The sequence below is a fragment of the Pantoea sp. paga genome (assembly GCF_007558755.1).
In the GTDB taxonomy this organism is placed as follows: Bacteria; Pseudomonadota; Gammaproteobacteria; order Enterobacterales; family Enterobacteriaceae; genus Pantoea; species Pantoea agglomerans.
Window position 1 is genome coordinate 180601 of sequence record NZ_VLTF01000001.1, and the last position, 21137, is coordinate 201737.

Genomic DNA, 21137 nt, shown 5'->3' on the forward strand with positions numbered 1-21137 from the left:
CCGGCACGCCTGTGTCAGTTAAGGCTTCGGTGACGTAATGCCGTCAATCTGCTCAGACTGCGCACCAGAACCGGGACGGGCATTGCCGAGCAGCGGCTCATCGCCCAGCATATCTGGCTGCTGTTTCGCGCTGAACTGACCATGGCCATCGTAAGCCGGGCCACTGCTCCAGCGACCTTCCGGCAGCGGTTTATCCAGCGAGGTATTCAGGCAGTAGTAAGAGTGCTCCTGCGCCTCATGTTCCTGCGGGAAGCTGTTCGGGATCGGCAGCGACGCGTTCAGTCCGCCCATCTCTTCGATCACCGCCAGCCACTGCTGCTGGTGCATAGTGTCACGGGCGATCAGGAAGGAGAGGAAGTCCTTCATGCCCTTGTCTTCCGTCATGTTGTAGAGGCGGGTAGCCAGTACGCGGCCCGTGGCTTCTGCGGTGACGTTAGCCAGCATATCGGCCGCCACGTTGCCGGACGCATAGATATGACTCATATCAAAAGGCACGCCGTTGGCGTTAACCGGCATCGCTGCCAGACCGGAAGAGAGGATATGGCGCGGGTTCATTCCGCCCAGAATCGCATTAACCACCGGATCTTTCGCTGACGCTTCCTGGTAAGAGAGCGGGGCGCCTTCAAGGTTAAGCGCCACGGCGTAGCCCAGCATCTCGATATGGCTAAGCTCTTCGGTGGCGGTCGAGATCAGCAGATCACGAATCCGCACATCACCGCGCGCGCCCATCGCCTGGAAAAAGTATTGCATCGCTACACGAATCTCACCTTCGACGCCGCCGATGGCCTGCTGGAGCAGCATGGCAAATTCTGGATCGGGTTTTTCTACACGAACCGGGAATTGAAGTTTTGATGAATGATGAAACATGATTATTTTCCTCGTCTGTGTTTGCAGTGGATGCAGAAAAAGCCTGGACACAGATATCGGATAAATAAAGCGAAACGAGAGCATTTAATCGGAATTTCAGGTTGAATAAGTGGCGAAAACGGTGAATTCCCGAGCTATATCTGGTCCGGCGGGGCAGGCAATCTTAGCGGTGAGAAGGGGACAAGTGATTCAGTGCAGGAGAAATAAAAAAAGCCCCATAACAGGGGCTGATTCCGGACGGGAAAAGCATCCATGCTAATTCGCGTTCCCTCATAACAGACACAGATTTTTAGCTGTCGCTGGTCGCCGAAGCGCGCTGCAGAACATGTTCAAGCGCCTGACGGTAAATATCCTGCTTAACCACGTCACGCTCACTCTCCAGGCGGTGAATCAGGCCCAGCACAATGTCTTTATCGGAGACATGGGTTTTCGCATGGGCGAGTTCGGCATGGACTGCGGCGATAACCTGTTTTTCAGTGGTCAGCGCTGTACCAGAGTTCATGAAGTAATCAGAAATCTGAGACTCTGTATTCATCGTTGTTTGCATGTCAGGCCTCATAAGAAATGGGGGGAAGAACGCGTCGATTCAGATCCGGTAACCGGCTGACGCAAAAAAAATGCATCTGAAGGTGGAAATCCACAACACCTTCAGATGCGGTGCAAAGCACCTTTCGTTACAAGTGATTTAACATCACGAGACAAAGTTATACAAGAATCGCAAAGTTGTACAATGAAATTTGACAAAATTTAACTGGTCGGTGATGTATTTCAAAAGTATGTTTAAAGTGGAAAAAGAGGTTTTCGATGGTTAATTGAATAAATACAGCGGGTTGGTGAGGTTTTCAGAGGGCGGCGATTTTCAGACCAGCAGGCTGGAAATTATGCTGACGACACATCAACACGTTAAAACCGCTTTTTTCCGCAGATTTCAGCCAAAGTTGTACAGGTTTCAACGCTGGAAAAGTGGCGGGTGCGATTGTGCTGCTGCAATCCTGGCCGTCTGACAGGCCATGCCGCATAATTCACTTCCCACGCCTGATGCAGAAGGCTAAGGTTGACCCCTTATTTATCACAAGGAAATGATCATGGTTCACGACTATTTCGCAATTCCGCCTGCGGGCATGACTCAGGAACAACATAAACGTTCGGTCGCCGTGGCTGCTGCTCTGTCAGTGGCAAAAGAGTCCGTCAGCGCCTCCACCTCGGCAACCGGCTCAAAAACCGCCTGGGATCTGCAGGCCGTGGCGAATGAAGTTGCTAATCTGGCCGACGCGATTCAGGATGCGCTGGAGAGTGACAGCGAGGTGTAAATACTAACCGGTATCGTCTGAGGCTGCTGCGGAGGCGGTGCAGGACAGGGCAGTGGCAGCGTTCAGGAGCCGATAAAGTCCGGCAATCGGACGCTGCCGGAAATCCGCTTATTCCATTGCGGGTGGCTCATATTTAATATACTGACGCAGGGCATCATGGATAGCCTGGTTATTGCCCTCTTCCAGACCGCGTTCGGCATACTCTTTCGCCAGCGCCGCCAGTACATCGTCAAACTTCCCTTTGTAATTGAGATTATTCAGCGCAATTTGCTGACCGAGTATCGCTTTTAATACCGTAGTCTCAACCGTTAACTGCGCAACTGCCTCTTCCAGATGTTTGATTCGATCGTCGTCTGCCATAACCCCTCCATGCTTAAAAAAGCAGAATAACCAGCCCGCCCGTAATATTCAAACCTCTCCGAATGCCAGAGAAGCGTTGTCAGATTTTCCTTAAGTAAAAATAATCAGCCGGTGAATTTATAAGATTCTTTACTGTAAGAAGAAATCGACGATATTCCGGCGATGCGGCGAAAGTAACCCGTTTCCGCTTACTCTGACGGCAATGCGAAAAAACGTTTAAAAAAAAGTGCATTACCATCAACCCCTTCGCTTAAAGATGTTCCATGTCACTTGATTAAAAGGGGGATTAGCTATTACTGTTTTTATATACAGTAATCTGAAAAAGGAGCGAAATTATGGAATTCATTAAACCTGCGGACATTCGTGCCGTTATGCCTTTACCGCTATATATCGAACGTGTGCCGTGCGGGTTTCCATCCCCGGCGCAGGATTATGTCGAACAACGCATTGATCTCAATGCGCTGATGGTTCAGCACCCCAGCGCCACCTATTTTGTCCGGGTCAGCGGCGAGTCAATGATTGAGGCGGGCATCAATGATGGCGACATGCTGGTGGTCGACAGTTCACTCACCGCCTCACACGGCGATATTGTGGTCGCCGCGGTCGAAGGTGAATTCACCGTTAAACGTCTCCAGCTTCATCCCTGCCTGCAACTGATGCCGATGAATACCAAATTTAAACCGATCGCTATCCAGACCGAAGATGCGCTGGAGGTGTTTGGCGTTGTGACCTTTGTTATTAAAGCGACCCACTGACCATGTTCGCGCTGGTCGACGTAAACAGCTTTTACGCGTCGTGTGAGACCGTTTTCCGGCCTGATCTTAAAGGTAAACCGGTAGTAGTGCTGTCGAACAACGACGGCTGCGTGATTGCGCGCAGCGCCGAGGCAAAGAAAGCCGGCATCAAAATGGGTGCGCCCTATTTTAAGATGCGTGAAGAACTAACGCGTCACGCGGTGCAGGTCTTCAGCTCAAATTATGCGCTCTACGCCGACATGAGCCATCGGGTGATGACCATACTGGAAGAGATGGCGCCGTCGGTGGAGATCTACTCGATCGACGAGGCGTTTATGGATCTCACCGGCGTGCAGAACTGTATGGCGCTGGAGACCTTTGGTCGCCAGGTCAGAGAACGAATAGGCAAAGAGACCCATCTGACCGTGGGCGTCGGCATTGCACAGACTAAGACGCTGGCCAAGCTGGCGAATTTTGCGGCCAAAAAGTGGAGCAAAACCGGCGGCATTGTCGACCTGTCGGACCCTGAACGACAAAAAAAGCTGCTGGCGCTGATTGATGTGGCGGAAGTCTGGGGCGTGGGTCATCGGATCGGCAAACGGCTCAACGCCATGGGCGTCATGACGGCGAAAGATCTGGCCGATCAAAGCACCGAGGCCATCCGCAAACAGTTCAGCGTCGTGCTGGAGCGCACTGTCAGAGAGCTGCGTGGCGAATCCTGTCTGGAGCTGGAGTCAGTGACGCCGGTAAAACAGCAAATCATGTGTTCGCGTTCGTTTGGCAGCCGTATCTCCGACTACGATCAGATGCGCGAGGCTGTCTGCGCGTATGCCGGGCGCGCGGCGGAGAAGCTGCGCCGTGAGAATCAATATTGCCGTCAGGTAGGGGTATTTGTGCGCACCAGTCCGCATGCGACTGACGAACCCTTTTATGGCAATCAGTCGATGGAGCAACTGCTGATTCCGACACAGGACACACGCGACATCATCAGAGTTGCAATGGCGTGCCTGGATAACATCTGGATTGAGGGACATCGCTATATGAAGGCGGGCATCGTGCTGGGGGATTTTTTCAGCCAGGGCGTGGCTCAGTTTGATCTGTTTGACGAACATCAGCCACGCCGCAACAGCGAAGAGCTGATGAAGCTGATCGACACAGTCAACAAGCTCGGCAGCGGGAAGCTGTGGTTTGCCGGGCAGGGGATCAACAAAGCCTGGTCGATGAAACGCGAGATGCTGTCGCCTGCCTATACCACCCGGATAACCGATCTGCCTGTGGTTGCGCTTAAGTGAAGGCTGACCCGATGTTCCTCTGCTGCTGAAGCCGCGGCCTCTGCTAAAAGCTTTTTTTATCACGCGATTAAAGTGGCAGGAAGTTATGCTTTGCCTGACCCGATGAGTAGTTTTTCATCGGGTATTTTAAGCAAATTACCAGGTAAATATAATGGATTTCAGGCAGTTTGAAGCCAGAGTGATGCTCTGGCCCGCAATACATTTCACAGCAATCATAAAATCCCGCCATCATGACGAATATGAGATTTATGCGATCGACGATAACAGCAATATAAAAACCCGACTCTTTCTATGTTTTGCTGACAATGAAAACCACGCCAGCCTGCTTATTAAGCAATTTACGTTATGGCTGATAAAAATAAACGCGCTGAAGCGCAGCCAGCAGCGGGAAAAAGGCCGCACAGAGACAACATCCTTATCTGAATGAACCGCGTCCGGCTTGCACCGCAGACCAGACTGCGGCTGGTCAGACCGCGGCAAATCATATTAACGCGTCCGGGAAATAACGGGCCGTCTGCGCGTGACGGGTGACGGACGGCCTATCTTGTTACCCGCGCCTGGGATAGAATCGCCATTGATTTTGACAGCAACACACCCCCCAGGCCGGTAACAATGACCACGACAGCCACAACGTATAAAAACAAAGAGCGGGGACGCCCCAGAGAGTTCGGGATCGAACAGGCTCTGGATGACGCCATGATCGTTTTCCGGCAAAAAGGTTATCACGCGGCCTCAATGAACGATCTGGGTGAGGCGATGCATCTCTCCGCAGGCAGCATCTATAAGGCGTTTAAAGATAAGCGCTCGCTCTTCCTGCTGGTATTCGAACGCTATCTGTTGCTGAGAAATAGTGAGTTGCGCCGTCGTCTGGCACCCTGTGCCAGCGGGCGGGGGAAAATAACCGAGCTATTGCAGTTTTACCTGGATTCGGCACGTGCCACAGAAGGGCGTTGCGGCTGTCTGGTCGTCGCCAGCGCGATTGCGCTGCAGACCATGGATCAGCCACTCGCGCAGCGCATTGATGAGGTCGTTCAGCGTAATCAGCGCTTCCTGGTCTCGCTGCTGGAGCTGGGGCAACAGGATGGATCTATCGATAACACGCTGGACAGCGAGGCGGCAGCCGGTTTAATTCTCTGCATTGCTTTTGGATTGCGGGTGGCAGGTAAGGTCAGCGATGTGACTAACGAAGAAAAGACGCTGGCACTGGCATTGAAAGTACTGGGGTAACCAGGCAAGGCCGCTCGATCAGTAAACAGATTTCCCGGACCAGGGCTTCCAGACAGAGAAATTCTGCACTCTCCTTTCCCCTCATCTGATTATATGCCAGGCTTTCACGCTTTATCCTGTAGCGAAGAAAATTAAGGCGCGTTTCGTGAAAACCTCAATCATACTGACACTTGTGGCAGCCATTGGCTGTTCTGTTTTTGCCGCCCGTGGTGGGTTTGAAACCCCTACAGCGAAACATCCAAAAACGCTGCAGGTGACTGAAAACGGGGAGCCGCTGACGTACTGACCGTGACGGCAGGTGGGGAGAAGCCGACGATGGCCGGTTAACGGCCAGACAGCAGGCTGATGAGTGCAGAGTAATGGCACTCATCAATGGGTGTCTGGCCGTTTCAGGCCGTGACGGGAGCCAGGTGCAGAGCATTGCAATTCACGTACTGGTCACGTTCTGGCGACATGCACTATTCCACTGCCACGCTGCCACGCTGTCCCGGCGTCTCTGGCCGAGAGGCCAGGCGCGCGCCCGGCACCCAAAATAAACAGCAATGACCCGCCCATAACTAACGATAATCTTTAAGATTAACCGGTGCCTGTCCGGTCTCAACCAGCCAGTTTAATTCGGCACGGTCGCGCGTTGAGGATTTGATAAAACCTTTGAGCCAGTTCCGCGCATCGGCAATCTGCGTGACCCGCTCATCGTTGCGCTCCTGTTCGGCCATGTCGCTCAACTGGCGAATCAGTGCTACCAGCGTAATTTCCTGTTCGTCAAACGCCAGATTAATTGCAGCTTCACCAAGAATCATATGACCGGTTGTTTTGTCGTGATAAACCATCTGCACCCTCCTGATTAAGTAGCGATATAAAGAGTCTAGTTAAAGGCGCTCCGGACTAAAAGGTGGGAAACAGCAGGGCGCTGTGATTAAAATTTACCGAAAATAAAGTGAACCTTTAAGCGAGGCGGTAAACCACTCATATCAAAGCATAAAAGCTGGCCGAGGTTATTCTTCAGAAATAAACTGAGCTATTATGCTGGTTAAAAACACGGTGAGTTGCCGGAAATTCAGATAAGAGCGGAGCGGCGAATGTCGTTATCAGATTATTATCTGCACGACTACCCGCACGGTTGCCTGTCATATTATTGCCACGCCGCAGCAGATATTTCTGATTTAAAAACTACCGGGGAATAAAACCAGGCCTGTGTGCCACTTCGTGGCCAGGCGCAGATAAAAATAAAGCCGCCCATGGGCGGCTTTATACATCGGGCAACAGCGATCGGGTTATTTCTTCGGTACTTCAGAGACCGCTTTGACGTCCGCTTTATTAATCTGCTGCTTCACGCCATTTGCATCGGTATAAGCCAGCAGACCTGCATCCGATTCAGAAGGCTTGCCATCACTAATAATGGTGCGTCCATCGTTAGTCTGAATCGCATAACTGGTACGGGTGCAGCCGGTTAATACGGTCATACCAATCAATGCGGCGAGAGGTAAAATCAGCGCTTTTTTCATCTTATTCACCTTATATTAGTTGTCGAGTTCACTCATGTTACTGATCTCGTTACGATTGATCTGCTCAGTTTTTCCTGTCTGAGCATCGCGGTAAGAAACCAGACCAGTATCTGAATCAATCTGCGGTTTGCCATCGGTGACAATCGTGCGGCCATCGGTGGTCTTAATCGACTGGTTTGAGGCACAACCTGCCAGCGTACCTAAAGTGAGAGCCAGCAACGCGACGGCTGACAGGGATTTCATTTTCATTTTCATTTTTTCTGCTCCATGAAGTATATCCGAACGTTTACAGCATAGTCGGCTTTATCAGGTTTGCTGGCTCTGCCGCGTCTCGCTGCCTGTTTTTTAAACAAAACCGGAGTGTATGGTGCTGATTAGGGGACATGGCGGCGTGAAATAGCATTTATTGCAAATGTACCCAGCCGTTCTGTGCCATCTCAGCAGAGGATGCGCTGTATCAAAATAAGATCGATGCTGATGCGGGAAATAAGCCCGGCAGCCAGAGCGGATATTTCCGTAGAAGCCGGAATAGCTGTGCGGAAATAGTCAGCATCGGGGTGAATGTCTGGCGGGATTCACGGGTCCGATACCCTGAAGGCTATCGGACCCGTGGAGAAGGGGATCAGAGGATGGAGTCTTCGCCCGCTTTGGCGGCCGCTTTTTCTGCTTTCATGGCGCTGACCGGGTCTGATGCGCTCAGCCAGCGGTCAAATTTCTGGTAGGTGTCGATAAAAGTTTTAAAGTAGCTGCTGGCGATGGTGGCATTCTCTTTGTGGTTCATAAACGCCACTGCCAGCTTAAATGCATCTTCGTTATCAAATTTCATGTTTGTCTTCCTCGCTTAAGATCTATAGAGCGTAGCCTGAGAACGCGGCCTGTGCATTCAGACAACCGTCTGAAAAGGCCCAATAATTCAGCCTGACTGACAGCATCTGCCAGATTGGCGTGGATTCCCACTTACTTCGCGCCCAATCCTTCTTATAATGCCAGCTTCACTCGTGAAGGAGACCCGCTTATGTTGAAAGGATTAACCGTTGCCGCGGTGCTACTGCTGTCAGGCTGTAGCCTGATGCATAAACAGCCGCCGTCGCCGCAGACCCTGCACTATCGCTGCGGAACCATGCCCCTGACCGTGACGCTGGACGAGGCGCAGCAGCAGGTCAGTTTCATCATGGATGGGCAGCCTCTGACGCTGAAGCAGACGGTATCCGCTTCCGGCGCACGCTACAGCGATAATACCTATGTGTTCTGGTCCAAAGGAAACGGCGCTTTTATCGAACGTAACGATAAAATTGTCGTGAATGATTGTGAGCTGCAACCTGCCAGCTGACTTGTTATCTGAATAGGCGAGCATTATGAGCGACAGTGAAACGCTACACACCATTGCCCATCTGCGGCGTGAATATACCCGCGGCGGATTGCGTCGTAAGGATCTGCCGGACGATCCGATCGCGCTGTTTGAACAGTGGCTAAGCCAGGCCTGCGAGGCAAAACTGCCCGATCCTACCGCCATGACCGTGGCAACCGTAGATGAGCAGGGCCAGCCGTGGCAGCGTATCGTGCTGCTGAAGCACTACGATGCGCAGGGCATGGTGTTTTACACCAACCTCGGCAGCCGTAAGGCGCTGCAGCTGGCGCACAATCCGCGCATCTCTCTGCACTTCCCATGGCACTATCTGGAGCGTCAGGTGATGGTGCTGGGTGAAGTGGAGAAACTGTCGCCCCTCGAGGTGCTGAAATATTTCCACAGTCGTCCGCGCGACAGTCAGATTGGTGCCTGGGTGTCGAAGCAGTCGAGCCGTATTTCGGCACGCGGTATTCTGGAAGGAAAGTTCCTGGAGCTTAAACAGAAGTTCCAGCAGGGCGAAGTGCCGCTGCCCAGCTTCTGGGGTGGCTACCGGGTGAAATTTCACACGCTGGAGTTCTGGCAGGGTGGCGAACATCGTCTGCACGATCGTTTCATCTATCAGCGCGATCACGACGGCTGGAAAATCGACCGTCTGGCACCCTGAATCTGCGCGATTCGCCCCTATCAGCGCTGGCACAGAAAGCGTCAGCGCTTTATGCTATAGCCCTGATTTTTTTCGATTCCGCAACTCAGCGGAAAGCTGTGTACCAGCATAGGTGCAGTCTGATCAATTTGGAGTCAGTAATGACCAGCAGTAACCTGATACAACAATTGCAGGAGAGGGGCCTAATCGCCCAGGTGACGGATGAAGACGCGTTAACAGAGAAACTGGCGCAGGGGCCAATTTCGCTCTATTGCGGCTTTGACCCCACTGCTGACAGCTTGCATTTGGGCCATCTGGTACCGCTGCTCTGCCTGAAGCGTTTTCAGGATGCCGGCCACAAGCCGGTAGCGCTGGTCGGTGGTGCAACCGGCCTGATTGGCGACCCGAGCTTCAAAGCCGCAGAGCGTAAACTTAATACCAGTGAAACCGTCAACGAATGGGTTGAAAAGATCCGCCAGCAGGTGGCGCCATTCCTCGACTTCGATTGCGGCAGCAACAGCGCCATCGCCGCCAACAACTACGACTGGTTTGGCGGCATGAACGTGCTGACCTTCCTGCGTGATATCGGTAAGCACTTCTCTGTTAACCAGATGATCAACAAAGAAGCGGTGAAGCAGCGTCTGAACCGTGACGATCAGGGCATCTCCTTTACCGAGTTCTCCTATAATCTGCTGCAGGGCTATGACTTCGCCTGCCTGAACGAGCTGCACGGTGTGTCGCTGCAGATTGGCGGTTCTGATCAGTGGGGCAACATCACCTCCGGTATCGATCTGACCCGTCGTCTGCATCAGAATCAGGTCTTTGGCCTGACCGTTCCGCTGATCACCAAGTCTGACGGCACCAAATTCGGTAAAACCGAAGGCGGCGCAGTCTGGCTGGATGCGAAGAAAACCAGCCCGTACAAGTTCTATCAGTTCTGGATCAACACCGCAGATGCTGACGTCTATCGCTTCCTGAAGTTCTTCACCTTCCTGAGCATGGAAGAGATCAACGCGCTGGAAGAAGAGGACAAAAACAGCGGCACCGCGCCACGTGCGCAGTACGTGCTGGCTGAGCAGGTGACGCGTCTGGTGCATGGCGAAGCGGGTCTGTCGGCGGCGAAACGCATTACTGCCAGCCTCTTCTCCGGATCCGTGAGCGAAATGACCGAAGCCGATTTTGAACAGCTGGCGCAGGATGGTATGCCAACTATCGTGCTGGGCGCTGACGATGATCTGCAGCAGGCGCTGGTGAAAGCAGAGCTGGTGCCGTCCCGTGGCCAGGCGCGCACCATGATCGGCTCCAATGCCGTTTCACTGAACGGTGAAAAGCAGTCCGATGCGGAGTACCGCTTCAGCGACAGTGACAAACTGTTTAACCGCTATACACTGCTGCGTCGCGGCAAGAAACATTACTGCCTGATTAACTGGCAGTAAGATTTCAGGGCCGGTTTCCGGCCCTTTTTTATGGCAAGGCAGGACAGGGCAAACAAGTGAAAAATATTTTAGCGATTCAGTCGCACGTTGTTTTTGGTCACGCTGGTAACGCGGCGGCTGAGTTTCCGATGCGCCGTATGGGCGCAAACGTCTGGCCGCTGAATACCGTGCAGTTTTCCAACCATACGCAATATGGCCACTGGACCGGCACGGTGATGCCTGCAACGCATTTAACCGACATTGTTAAAGGCATTGCTGACATCGACCGCCTGAAGACCTGTGACGCGGTCCTGAGCGGATATCTGGGCTCGGCAGAGCAGGGCGAGCAGATTCTGCAGATTGTCCGTCAGGTCAAAGCGGCCAACCCGAATGCCTGGTACTTCTGCGATCCGGTCATGGGCCATCCGGAGAAAGGCTGCATCGTAGCACCGGGTGTGGCGGAGTTTCACTGTAAAATGGCGATGCCTGCCAGCGACATTATCGCCCCGAATCTGCTTGAACTGGAGATGCTGAGCGAGCGCACCGTCACGGACGTCGACGCGGCGGTAGACGCTGCGCGGGCACTGATTGCCCAGGGACCACGCGTGGTGCTGGTGAAGCATCTGGCGCGTGCGGGTCGTCGCAGCGATCGCTTTGAAATGTTGCTGGTGACGGCTGAAGACGCCTGGCACATCAGCCGTCCGCTGGTCGATTTCGGTGTCCGTCAGCCGGTCGGCGTGGGCGATCTCACCAGCGGTCTGCTGCTGGTTAATCTGCTGCACGGCAAATCATTGCAGGATGCGCTGGAGCATGTCACCGCAGCGGTGTACGAGGTGATGCTGAAAACCCATCAGATGGGCGAATATGAACTGCAACTGGTGGCGGCACAGGATGCCATCGCCACGCCGACGCAGCACTTCGCGGCAGAAAAACTGTAACGCATCAGGGCCGGATAACCGGCCCTGTTCACTCAGGCTAAGCCTTCCGCTTTAAGCGCCGCCTGCACCGCAGGACGTTCCGCGACACGATCAAACCATGCGCCCAGCGCCGTAAAGCCGGATAAATCCAGTCCCAATGCTTTTGCCCAGCGCGTCACCACAAACAGATAGGCATCCGCCACGCTGAAATGCAGCCCCATCAGCCACTGTTTGTCGCGCAGTGACTCATCGACATAGCGGAATTTTGCTTCCAGCTGGCTGCGGGTCTGCGCTTTCACCTCATCGGAGTAACCTGGTCGAAACAGGGGACCAAAGCTTTTATGCAGCTCACTGCCGATGTAGCTGAGCCACTCCACAGTGTGATAACGCGTCAGGCTGCCAACCGGTGCCAGCAGATGGCGATCGGGCTTCAGATCCGCCAGGTACTGAACAATGGCGACGCCTTCCGTCAGCACAGAACCGTCGCTGAGCTGCAGCGCGGGCACCTGACCTTTAGGATTGATTTGGCGGAAGTCATCGCCCCGTTCAGTGATTTTTGTGGCCAGATCAACGCTCACCTGAGTGAAGTCGAGTCCGCATTCACGCATAACAATATGGGGTGAGAGAGAGCAGGCACCCGCTTTGCAAAACAGTTTCATGACCAGGTACTCCTTGTTGCAATGGGATATTTGCATAGTAAAGAGTCAAAGCGGGATTACCAGTGACAAAGATCAGGGATCTGCGAAGGGCGTTGCGGCAAGCCATAAAAAAAGCCGGGCAGAGCCCGGCTTAGCTGAAGTGCAGCAGCAATTACGCCTGCACGTTATTTTTTTTTGCGTCCGGATCCTGCGCCATGCGGTTCAGCATCGGCGCCGTAATCAGCATCAGCAGGGCGATCACCGCCGTCACGATACCAATCTGCTGGAATACGCGGCTGTAGGTCGCCAGCGAAATCAGTGGATCGGTAACGTTTTCAGGCACGGCCATCAGGTTTGCCACTTTACCGGCAATCACTGCCGCGCCAGCGGTAGTCAGGAACCAGGAACCCATGATAAAGCCCATCAGACGCTGAGGCACCAGCTGTGCCACCATCGCCAGGCCGAGGCCAGAGATCATCAGCTCACCGATACTCTGCAGCGCATAGCTCAGGATCAGCCAGTTAACGGAAACGATACCGGCATCGCTGGCGAACTTCGCACCCACCGGCAGCACCAGGAACGCAGCGGAGCAGAGCACCATACCAAAGGCAAACTTGTGCGGCATCGGCAGTTTATCGCCCAGCTTGTTATAGAGCGCCGCCAGCAGCGGACTGGCCAGCATAATCCAGAACGGGTTCAGTGCCTGGAACTGCTCGGGGGCAAAAGTAATGCCGAGAATGGTGTGCTCAACGTTGCGGATAGCAAAGAAGTTGAGTGACGTTGGCATCTGCATATAAAGCACGAAGAACAGAATCGCTTCGACCATCAGCAGGAAGGCAACAATCATCTTACGACGTGCCGCACCCTGCAGTGCAAAGGCTTCTTTAGCAAACACCAGCACGATACCCAGGGCAATCACCGCCAGCACCAGTCGTGCGATAGACTGGTGATGCAGCATCCAGTTGGCCAGTGCAATCAGTACGACGATGCCGACCAGCGTCATCAGCAGTTTTCCGATCTGCAACGGCGCGAAATCGGGTTTAGAACCGTAGTCCTTAACCATGCGTTTGCAGAACAGGAAGTTAAACAGGGTGATGATCAGACCGATAACGCACAGTGAGAAGGCTACGCTATAACCATATTTCGCCGCTAACCACGGTGTCAGCATCATTGAGAAGAGTGAACCGATGTTGATCGACATATAGAACATGGTGAAAGCGCCGTCGAGACGCGGGTCATCTTTGTCATAGCAGGTAGAGAGCAGCGAAGAGGGATTTGCCTTAAACAGGCCGCTACCCACCGCGATGGTCGCCATACCGATGTAGACAATGCTGACGTTATGACCGGAGAATGCCACCAGCGCATAGCCCAGCGCCAGCACCAGGACACCCAGCACGATGACGCGTTTAGTACCCAGCACCTTATCACCGAGCCAGCCGCCAATCGCGACCAGACCATACACCAGCGCACTGAATGAAGAGAACAGGGTAATGGAGTCTGATTCAGACAACCCCAGTTGCTTCACCAGGTAAACCGCCATAATGGCCTGCAGGCCATAGAAGCCAAAACGTTCCCATAACTCAATCGAAAAGATTAAGTAGAACGCCTTCGGCTGTTTAAACGCATTGAGACTGACAGCCTCATCAGTGTGTTTGTTTGCAGTTGACACATGTACCTCAGTTTTTTCATACCCTGTTTCGGGACAGGAATTAAGTCCGCGTCATGTGAGTTTTCCATGCGCAAGATTGTTATTAGAAGGGAAAAGCGGCGACTAATTTGGCTGATTACGGGCGGCAGGGCAAGAATTTTCTGACAACCCACCCGACCCTGAAATGTTGGGTTAAAAAACTTATAGCAAACTGTTAATTGGTTTTTAATTTTGAGTGTGGTGAAAATAGCAGTGCATAAGCGCTGGATAAGCGCCTCGCACTGGAGAGTATTAACATTAACTGCTAATGCGCGGTTAACCAGATAAATAGTTTGCTGAATGATAATCAGGCAGCACTAACGGCAGGTTGCTGATTAATTCACAGTCAATCTGCCGAATTATCGGACATTACACGCCCGGCATTGCCGGAAAAACCGTCAAATGATGATCCTGTGCACAAACAGATGATTTATTTCAGAAAGGAAAAAAAGAAACCGGTTGCGTCGTCTCGTCTGACGCGGGAGCTGAGGGTGCTCGCAGGCACCGGCAAGATAAGAATCAGCTCAGTCTGCCGGTGAAAAGCCGCCCGTGCGTGTTAAAAAACCTATCAGGAGAATCCGTTTTCAGCTCGCCCTCGACAGAAAATTAACATTACTGTAACCTCTCAATTTCCCCGAGAAGGATCTGTTTATGTCGTCCCCCCTGCGCTTATCCCTGGTTGGTGACTACCGCGCCGATGCGGTTGCCCATCAGGCTATCCCCCTTGCTATTGAACGTGCTGCCCGCTGGCTGAATATCACCGCTGAAGCGGAGTGGATCGCCACTGACCGACTGGATGAGTCAGAACTGCAACTCAGCGATGCCGTCTGGGTGGTGCCCGGTAGCCCCTATCGAAATGATGCCGGCGTGTTTGATACACTCCGCTGGGTGCGTGAAACCGGAAAGCCTTTTCTTGGCTCCTGCGGTGGCTTCCAGTATGCGCTGATCGAGTATGCGCGCAACGTACTGGGCTGGCAGGATGCCAGTCATGCCGAGACGGACACCGGGGGGAGGATGGTGATTGCCCCGCTGAGCTGCTCGCTGGTGGAACAGCGCGGCGCGGTGAGGTTCGAACCCGGGTCACGCATTGCCAGAGCCTACGGCGTGCTGGAGAGCGATGAAGGTTATCACTGTAACTTTGGTGTTAACCCGGAATTCAGTGCAGCGCTGGGCGATAATACGCTGCGCATTACTGCCTGGGACAACGCGGGCGATGTGCGTGGCGTTGAGCTACCGGATCACCCATTCTATGTCGCCACGCTGTTTCAGTCGGAACGCGCCGCACTGCAGGACAAAGATTCTCCGCTGGTGATTGCCTGGATGCAGGCGGCGCTGGCGCAACGCTAAATGCAATCATCCTGTGACACTGTCACAGGATGATGTTTATCAGCGCAGCATGGCCGGACGTTTTGCGTTAAAGGACCAGTTATCGATCAGAAACTGCATACCCAGCGCATCGTTTCGGTTTTTGTCCGGTAGCGAGTTGTAGAGCGCATGTGCCGCTTCAACCCGCGCCATATTCAGGGTAATCCCCAGCCCTGGACCCTCTGGCAGTTCCAGATAGCCATCCCGAATCTGCGGCGCATGCTGCGTCAGCTGCTGCCCATCCTGCCAGATCCAGTGGGTATCAAAGGCGGTCAGGCGATCACCCGGTGCGGCGGCCCCCAGATGCGCAACCATCGCCAGCGACACGTCAAAGTGGTTGTTTGAGTGGCAGCCGGTGGTCAGGCCCCACTCATGGCAGAGCTGCGCCACGGTATGTGCGTTACGCATCGTCCAGAAGTGTGGGTCGGCCAGGGGAATGTCGATGGCATTCAGCTGCAGCGCATGCTGCAACTGTCGCCAGTCATTGGCGATCATATTCGTGGCAACCGGAATGCCGGTGGCCCGCCTGAATTCTGCCAGCGTTTCCCGACCGGAATAGCCATGCTCCGCGCCACAGGGATCTTCCAGATAGGGAATGCGGCCCGCCAGCTGTTTGCCATAATAAATGGCCTCATCCAGCGACCAGCTGGCGTTGGGATCAACCGTTACCCGCGCCTGCGGGAAGCGCGCCAGCAGGGCATTGACCGTCTCCACTTCCACTTCGCCGTGATGGACACCGCCCTTGAGTTTGAAATCGCGGAAGCCATAGCGATCCGCTGCCGCCTCCGCCAGCCGCACCACGCCTTCCGCGTCCATCGCTTTCTCATGACGCAGTTGCAGCCAGGCATCACCACCCGTGTGGCCCGCCTGATAGTTCATGCTGGTCAGATTACGGTCGGCGATATAGAACAGATAGCCGAGGACCGGCACCCGATCGCGCTGTTTGCCGCTGGCAAGTAACTCGGCCACCGGCAGATTCAGGTGCTGACCCAGCAGATCAAGCAGCGCCGCTTCAATCGCCGCGGTGGCGTTGTAAAACTTCTCCGGATTCATCTGCGGAATATGAATGTCGTCGGTATGCGCGGTCTGCTGGTGTCGTGCGTCGCTGGCAAACAGCGTGGCGATGGTGGCATTCAGCCGCAGGAGTTCGCTGCCCTCAATCTGCGGACGAAAGCGCTCAAGCAGCGCCAGCGTTGAAGCGTGACACGGACTTTCGCCGACGCCGGTACGGCCAGCCGAGTCAGTCAGGATCACCAGGATACGGGTAAAGTAGCAGTTGTGTGCGCCGCCAATGTTCAGCAGCATGCTGTCATATCCGGCGACCGGCACTACCCGCATTGTTTTAATGACTGGACTGTCTGACATGTTGATTCTCCATAGGATCAAGGGAAGGCGGGGATGGCTTGCGGCGCAGCAGCAGCCACAGCCCGGTCAGCAGCGAGACGCTGGTCAGGGCGTAGAGACCGCCGGTGGTGGAGCCGGTCTTCATCTCCAGATAGCCAAAAACCGTCGGTGCGAAGAAGCCGCCAAGGTTGCCAACGGAATTCACCAGCGCAATGCCGGGCGCGACAATCGAGGCGGGCAGCTCTCCCTGCGGCATCGGCCAGAAAAAGGTCGCACTGACTTTCGAGCCGATACAGGCCACGATCATCGCCAGGAAGCCAAACCACGGGGAACCCAGCGTGGCCATAAAGGTGCCGCAGGCCGCGACCAGCATGGCGACACCCAGCGCTTTATCGAGCTTGTCGCGGTGGCGGTCTGAAAAGCGGCTCAGCAGGTTAATGGCGATAATGGCGCACAGCCAGGGCACGGCGGTGAGAATGCCGATGCCAAAACTGCTGAAGCCCTGAATGCGCTGAATAATCTGCGGCAGCCAGAACACCAGCGTGTAGCCGGTCATGGTCATAGTGAAAAAGATCGCGCAGAAGAACAGCAGGCTGCGATTACGTAGCAGCGACATTTTGCCTGGCTCGCGGTTAAGCTCGTCACGCTGCGCCTCTTCATTCTGCAGCTGCTGCATCAGCGCCTGTTTCTCCGCGGCACTCAGCCAGCGCGCCTCGCCAGGTCGTGACACCAGTACCCAGGCGGCCAGAATGCCGACCAGCACCGACGCACCGCCTTCGAGAAACATCACCCACTTCCAGCCAGCAATCCCCAGGAAATTGTGCATCATCAGGATCGCGCCGGTGATGGGGCCGGAGAAGAGAAAGGCGCCAGCGGTGGCACTCAGCACCATCGCGGTGGCACGGCCGCGCCAGGCATTGGGCACCCACTGACGGAAATAGAACAGCACGCCAGGAAAGAAGCCTGCTTCCGCTACGCCAAGTAAAAAACGCAGCAGGTAAAACTGGATCGGTGAGGTGACGAAACCGGTCAGGACCACCACCAGTCCCCAGGTAATCATAATGCGCGTCAGCCAGACGCGGGCGCCAAAGCGCTTCATCATCAGGTTGCTCGGCACCTCAAACAGTGCATAGCCAATAAAAAAGAGGCCCGCGCCCAGCCCAAAGGCCGCCGCGCTGATCCCGGCATCGGTGCGCAACTCCGCTTTGATAAAGCCAATATTGGCGCGGTCGATCTGGTTAATAATCAGCATCACCACCAGCATCGGGATGATATGGGTGAAGAACTTTTTGATGGCGGAGGCGATCAGCTCATCGTGCTGTGGGGACAAGGCGCTATCCATCGGTCTTCCTCGTGAGAAACGTAAAGAAGAGCAAAGTGTAGGGCGCTGAAAAGGCCAGCTCTATGGGCATCCGCCCAGGAGCCGATGGGCGTACGGCCTGGACGGTTGTGTTATCAATATGTTATGGAGTGGCGTGGACGAAGCGGCAGAGTAAAACTGTGGCAGCGATCAACTTCTTAAGCCCAGGGTTCAGAGGAGACCTGAATGCCAGAAGTTGCGCCGACACTGAAAGATGTGCCAGTGTCGGCAGACAGGGTTCAGCCACTGAACTGACGGCGCTGGGCAATCTCTTCAGCACGCAGCAGCAGCGCCTGTAAATCATCCTCGTCTATATCCAGCAGTTCACCGTCCTGCAAAGCCTGATGCAGATCCGCACGCGTCAGCGGGACCGGCATGGCTACCGGATCGGGTTTAACTTCTTCGGGGGCCAGCGGATGCGGATAGCGACGACCGGCCAGATTATTAAACAGCAGAGCCAGCAGGGCCAGGGTCAGTGAATTGAGCAGGATCGGCGTCAGGACAAAGTGATATCCAAGCTGCTGCACCGAAGGGCCGCCCAGAATAGCGGTCAGCGCAACGGCACCGCCGGGCGGATGCAGACAGCGCAGCTGGAACATTAACAGGATCGCCACACAGGCTGCGACGCCGCAGGCAAGGGCAGGATCAGGGATCAGCTGGCTGATGGTAACGCCCGCCAGCGCTGACAGGCTGTTGCCGCCGACGATTGCCCACGGCTGAGCCAGCGGACTGGCGGGCAGACCAAAGAGTAAAACCGCCGAGGCACCGACCGGCGCGACAAACCACAGATTCAGCTCGCCCAGCACCCAGTGGCTCAGCAGGCTGGTCAGGATCAAGCCGATACCGGCGCCCAGTCCGGCGATCATTACATGCTTTTTACTCACTGCCAGCGGATGTGGCCAGAGGCGCGTCAGAAACAGGCGCAGAGGATGGCTTCCGGCAGAAGCGCTTTTGTTCATTACTTTACTCACCGTGTCATAACATTTTCTTATCGTCAGGGGCGGCGATTCTCCATCATCAACATCAATGTAACAACCCGACAAACTGTACCGTTATTCGTACGAACAGGGAGAGCAGCGAAAAGAGGGATCAGGCAGGAGACGCGTCAGCAGCGGTGATCGCCGGATAATAAAAAACCCGCCGCAGCGGGTTTCTCGTCAGTGCGATCACTCGACTTTGTCGGGATACTCGCAGAGATCTTCAATCAGGCAGGAGCCACAGCGGGGTTTACGCGCCACGCAGGTGTAGCGGCCGTGCAGAATCAGCCAGTGATGGCAATCAACCTTGTACGCCGCCGGAACCACCTTCAGCAGCTTCTGCTCCACCTCTTCCACATTCTTACCCGGCGCAAATTTCGTCCGGTTGCTGACGCGAAAGATATGGGTATCGACGGCAATCGTCGGCCAGCCAAAGGCGGTGTTGAGCACCACATTGGCGGTTTTACGGCCGACACCAGGCAGGGCTTCCAGCGCCGCACGATCTTCCGGCACTTCGCCGTTGTGCTGCTCAAGCAAAATGCGGCAGGTTTTAATCACATTTTCCGCTTTGCTGTTGAACAGGCCGATGGTTTTAATGTATTCCTTCACGCCATCCACACCCAGCGCCAGCATCGCGGCAGGCGTATTGGCCACCGGATAGAGCTTTGCGGTGGCTTTGTTCACGCTGACATCGGTCGCCTGCGCCGAGAGCAGCACCGCAATCAGCAACTCAAACGGTGAGCTGAAGTTGAGTTCGGTGGTCGGATGCGGATTATTCTGCTGCAGCCGACGGAGAATTTCGGTCCGTTTGGTCTGATTCACACCGGTTTCCCGACTGCGTCCTGAGGGGGCGCGGTTTCGGCCGCCTGAGCACGCAGTGCTGCCCGCTGTTTCATCTTCTGATCGATCAGATATTTACCCGCCAGCATCATGCCCAGACCGATAAAGGCGCCTGGCGGCAACATTGCCAGCAACATTGGCGAATCGAAATGGACCACTTCGATACGCAGCGACTTCGCCCAGGGACCGAGCAGCTGGTCGGCACCGTTAAACAGCGTGCCGCTGCCGATAATTTCGCGCAGCGATCCCAGAACCACCATAGCGCAGGTCGCGCCCATGCCGATGGCGAAGCCATCCAGCGCGGCAAGCGGAATGCTGCTTTTAGAGGCGACGGCTTCAGCACGACCGACCACGATGCAGTTGGTCACGATCAGCGGGATAAAAATCCCCAGCGACTGATAAAGACCATAGGCATAGGCGTTGATCAGCATCTGTACGCAGCTCACTACCGAGGCGATGATCATCACATAAATCGGGATACGAATTTCCGACGGCACCCAGCGGCGCGAGGCGGAAATAAAACTGTTGGTCAGGGTCAGCACCAGCGTGGTCGCCAGTCCTAAACCCAGCGCGTTGGTGGCGGTCGCCGTGACCGCCAGCAGCGGGCAGAGGCCCAGCAACTGCACCAGTGCCGAGTTGTTCTTCCATAATCCACCGACCAGCAGGCTTTTAGCTTCACTCATTTGCGTCTCCACATACCGGTAACGAAGAGAGTCTCTCCGGAAGCGTTTTCATTAACAGCGCGGTGCGTCTGGTTGCATTGACTACCGCGCGTGGGGTAATGGTGGCACCGGTGAACTGATCGAATTCACCGCCATCTTTCTTAACCGCAAAGGCTTTATCTGCCGGACCATGAACCACTTTGCCATTAAAGCTGTTGATCCAGTCAGAGATACGCAGTTCGATCTTATCCCCCAGACCGGGCGTTTCATGGTGTTCAATCACCCGCACGCCCAATACTTTACCCTGGAAATCGGCACCAACCAGCAACTGTATCGCACCAGAATAGCCGTCAGGCGCAGTGGTCTCCAGCGCAGCCGCGACCGGCTGGCCACCTTTACGTGCCAGGAAGAGATGGTGCGGCGCACTGTTGCCCAACGCTGCATCCGTGACAACGTAACAGTCCTGCTGAATATTGTTATCATAAAGCTCAACAGGCACCACCTGGTCCAGCAGGTTTTTCTGCTGCAACAGGGTCTGATGTTCCACCGTCGGCCTGGTTACGGTATTCACCACTGCCGTGGCGGCGGTGGTGATCGCGGCGAATATTGCCAGCGTTACCCCGTTTTTGCGAATCGTCTCCAGCAT

At 54.7% G+C, this 21137-nt stretch carries 26 protein-coding genes; 11 read left to right on the top strand and 15 right to left on the bottom strand.

Annotated features, from left to right (window positions below; all coding sequences use genetic code 11):
* Positions 1 to 18: 18 nt before the first annotated feature.
* Positions 19 to 867: a manganese catalase family protein gene (locus FOV68_RS00860; protein ID WP_031591488.1), complete on the bottom strand. Its 849-nt coding sequence runs from the start codon at positions 865 to 867 to the stop codon at positions 19 to 21.
* A 289-nt stretch (positions 868 to 1156) separates the two neighbouring features.
* A complete protein-coding gene (locus tag FOV68_RS00865; protein ID WP_022625723.1) occupies positions 1157 to 1414 on the bottom strand; it encodes a biofilm development regulator YmgB/AriR family protein in 258 nt (85 codons plus the stop codon).
* A gap of 538 nt (positions 1415 to 1952) precedes the next feature.
* Here FOV68_RS00865 and FOV68_RS00870 point away from each other — a divergent pair.
* A complete protein-coding gene (locus tag FOV68_RS00870) occupies positions 1953 to 2177 on the top strand; it encodes a hypothetical protein (RefSeq protein ID WP_010245468.1) in 225 nt (74 codons plus the stop codon).
* 108 nt (positions 2178 to 2285) lie between these two features.
* On the opposite strand, the gene FOV68_RS00875 is transcribed toward FOV68_RS00870, so the two are convergent.
* Positions 2286 to 2537 carry a hypothetical protein gene (locus tag FOV68_RS00875; RefSeq protein ID WP_033779254.1) on the bottom strand — a complete coding sequence of 84 codons (252 nt, stop codon included), beginning with the start codon at positions 2535 to 2537 and terminating at the stop codon, positions 2286 to 2288.
* A 335-nt stretch (positions 2538 to 2872) separates the two neighbouring features.
* Here FOV68_RS00875 and umuD point away from each other — a divergent pair, with 335 nt between their 5' ends.
* The 5 genes from umuD (at position 2873) to FOV68_RS00900 (ending at position 6076) form a co-directional block, all read left to right on the top strand.
* The gene (umuD, locus tag FOV68_RS00880) at positions 2873 to 3292 is read left to right on the top strand and encodes a translesion error-prone DNA polymerase V autoproteolytic subunit (RefSeq protein ID WP_010245460.1); all 420 of its coding nucleotides are present in this window, start codon (positions 2873 to 2875) and stop codon (positions 3290 to 3292) included.
* Positions 3293 to 3294: 2 nt separating this feature from the next.
* Positions 3295 to 4563 (top strand): translesion error-prone DNA polymerase V subunit UmuC, encoded by a 1269-nt coding sequence (gene umuC, locus FOV68_RS00885; RefSeq protein WP_143990176.1) that lies wholly within the window; start codon positions 3295 to 3297, stop codon positions 4561 to 4563.
* 151 nt (positions 4564 to 4714) lie between these two features.
* On the top strand, positions 4715 to 4990 hold the full coding sequence (locus FOV68_RS00890; RefSeq protein WP_033767133.1) for a hypothetical protein: 276 nt from the start codon (positions 4715 to 4717) through the stop codon (positions 4988 to 4990).
* 185 nt (positions 4991 to 5175) lie between these two features.
* Complete coding sequence (locus FOV68_RS00895; RefSeq protein ID WP_039391867.1) at positions 5176 to 5790, top strand: TetR/AcrR family transcriptional regulator; 615 nt, start codon at positions 5176 to 5178, stop codon at positions 5788 to 5790.
* A 145-nt stretch (positions 5791 to 5935) separates the two neighbouring features.
* Positions 5936 to 6076 (top strand): hypothetical protein, encoded by a 141-nt coding sequence (locus FOV68_RS00900; protein WP_255473573.1) that lies wholly within the window; start codon positions 5936 to 5938, stop codon positions 6074 to 6076.
* 271 nt (positions 6077 to 6347) lie between these two features.
* Here FOV68_RS00900 and FOV68_RS00905 read toward each other — a convergent pair whose 3' ends face one another.
* The 4 genes from FOV68_RS00905 to FOV68_RS00920 form a co-directional block, all read right to left on the bottom strand.
* The gene (locus tag FOV68_RS00905) at positions 6348 to 6620 is read right to left on the bottom strand and encodes a hypothetical protein (protein WP_143990178.1); all 273 of its coding nucleotides are present in this window, start codon (positions 6618 to 6620) and stop codon (positions 6348 to 6350) included.
* Between the two features lie 444 nt (positions 6621 to 7064).
* Positions 7065 to 7295 (bottom strand): YgdI/YgdR family lipoprotein, encoded by a 231-nt coding sequence (locus tag FOV68_RS00910; protein WP_010245445.1) that lies wholly within the window; start codon positions 7293 to 7295, stop codon positions 7065 to 7067.
* 15 nt (positions 7296 to 7310) lie between these two features.
* Positions 7311 to 7544 (bottom strand): YgdI/YgdR family lipoprotein, encoded by a 234-nt coding sequence (locus tag FOV68_RS00915; protein WP_039391948.1) that lies wholly within the window; start codon positions 7542 to 7544, stop codon positions 7311 to 7313.
* A 373-nt stretch (positions 7545 to 7917) separates the two neighbouring features.
* Positions 7918 to 8121: a hypothetical protein gene (locus tag FOV68_RS00920; protein WP_003848989.1), complete on the bottom strand. Its 204-nt coding sequence runs from the start codon at positions 8119 to 8121 to the stop codon at positions 7918 to 7920.
* 189 nt (positions 8122 to 8310) lie between these two features.
* On the opposite strand from FOV68_RS00920, the gene FOV68_RS00925 reads away from it, so the two are divergent.
* The 4 genes from FOV68_RS00925 to pdxY all read left to right on the top strand — a co-directional run bounded on the left by FOV68_RS00925 (position 8311) and on the right by pdxY (position 11639).
* Positions 8311 to 8625 carry an MliC family protein gene (locus FOV68_RS00925; protein WP_010245432.1) on the top strand — a complete coding sequence of 105 codons (315 nt, stop codon included), beginning with the start codon at positions 8311 to 8313 and terminating at the stop codon, positions 8623 to 8625.
* Between the two features lie 25 nt (positions 8626 to 8650).
* Complete coding sequence (pdxH, locus tag FOV68_RS00930; RefSeq protein ID WP_010670068.1) at positions 8651 to 9307, top strand: pyridoxamine 5'-phosphate oxidase; 657 nt, start codon at positions 8651 to 8653, stop codon at positions 9305 to 9307.
* A 140-nt stretch (positions 9308 to 9447) separates the two neighbouring features.
* Entirely contained in the window at positions 9448 to 10722 is a 1275-nt protein-coding gene (gene tyrS, locus FOV68_RS00935) for a tyrosine--tRNA ligase (RefSeq protein ID WP_010245429.1), read from the top strand.
* 56 nt (positions 10723 to 10778) lie between these two features.
* Positions 10779 to 11639: a pyridoxal kinase PdxY gene (pdxY, locus tag FOV68_RS00940; RefSeq protein ID WP_010245428.1), complete on the top strand. Its 861-nt coding sequence runs from the start codon at positions 10779 to 10781 to the stop codon at positions 11637 to 11639.
* A 32-nt stretch (positions 11640 to 11671) separates the two neighbouring features.
* On the opposite strand, the gene gstA is transcribed toward pdxY, so the two are convergent.
* Complete coding sequence (gene gstA, locus FOV68_RS00945; RefSeq protein WP_033757533.1) at positions 11672 to 12277, bottom strand: glutathione transferase GstA; 606 nt, start codon at positions 12275 to 12277, stop codon at positions 11672 to 11674.
* 151 nt (positions 12278 to 12428) lie between these two features.
* Positions 12429 to 13925: a dipeptide/tripeptide permease DtpA gene (gene dtpA / locus FOV68_RS00950; RefSeq protein WP_010245419.1), complete on the bottom strand. Its 1497-nt coding sequence runs from the start codon at positions 13923 to 13925 to the stop codon at positions 12429 to 12431.
* Between the two features lie 669 nt (positions 13926 to 14594).
* On the opposite strand from dtpA, the gene FOV68_RS00955 reads away from it, so the two are divergent.
* Positions 14595 to 15290, top strand: a complete 696-nt coding sequence (locus tag FOV68_RS00955; RefSeq protein WP_039391880.1) for a CTP synthase — start codon at positions 14595 to 14597, stop codon at positions 15288 to 15290.
* 39 nt (positions 15291 to 15329) lie between these two features.
* On the opposite strand, the gene FOV68_RS00960 is transcribed toward FOV68_RS00955, so the two are convergent.
* The 6 genes from FOV68_RS00960 to rsxG all read right to left on the bottom strand — a co-directional run bounded on the left by FOV68_RS00960 (position 15330) and on the right by rsxG (position 21137).
* Positions 15330 to 16673: an enolase C-terminal domain-like protein gene (locus FOV68_RS00960; protein WP_143990179.1), complete on the bottom strand. Its 1344-nt coding sequence runs from the start codon at positions 16671 to 16673 to the stop codon at positions 15330 to 15332.
* On the bottom strand, positions 16651 to 17994 hold the full coding sequence (locus FOV68_RS00965; RefSeq protein ID WP_039391884.1) for an MFS transporter: 1344 nt from the start codon (positions 17992 to 17994) through the stop codon (positions 16651 to 16653). Before FOV68_RS00965 ends, FOV68_RS00960 begins: the two co-directional genes overlap by 23 nt.
* Before the next feature lie 257 nt (positions 17995 to 18251).
* Positions 18252 to 18971, bottom strand: coding sequence for an HPP family protein (locus tag FOV68_RS00970; protein ID WP_143990180.1), 720 nt, complete (start codon positions 18969 to 18971; stop codon positions 18252 to 18254).
* Positions 18972 to 19178: 207 nt separating this feature from the next.
* Positions 19179 to 19811 carry an endonuclease III gene (gene nth, locus FOV68_RS00975; protein WP_031591465.1) on the bottom strand — a complete coding sequence of 211 codons (633 nt, stop codon included), beginning with the start codon at positions 19809 to 19811 and terminating at the stop codon, positions 19179 to 19181.
* Entirely contained in the window at positions 19808 to 20512 is a 705-nt protein-coding gene (locus FOV68_RS00980) for an electron transport complex subunit E (RefSeq protein WP_010245400.1), read from the bottom strand. The genes nth and FOV68_RS00980 overlap by 4 nt, the downstream gene beginning before the upstream one ends.
* Complete coding sequence (gene rsxG / locus FOV68_RS00985) at positions 20505 to 21137, bottom strand: electron transport complex subunit RsxG (protein WP_039391889.1); 633 nt, start codon at positions 21135 to 21137, stop codon at positions 20505 to 20507. Before rsxG ends, FOV68_RS00980 begins: the two co-directional genes overlap by 8 nt.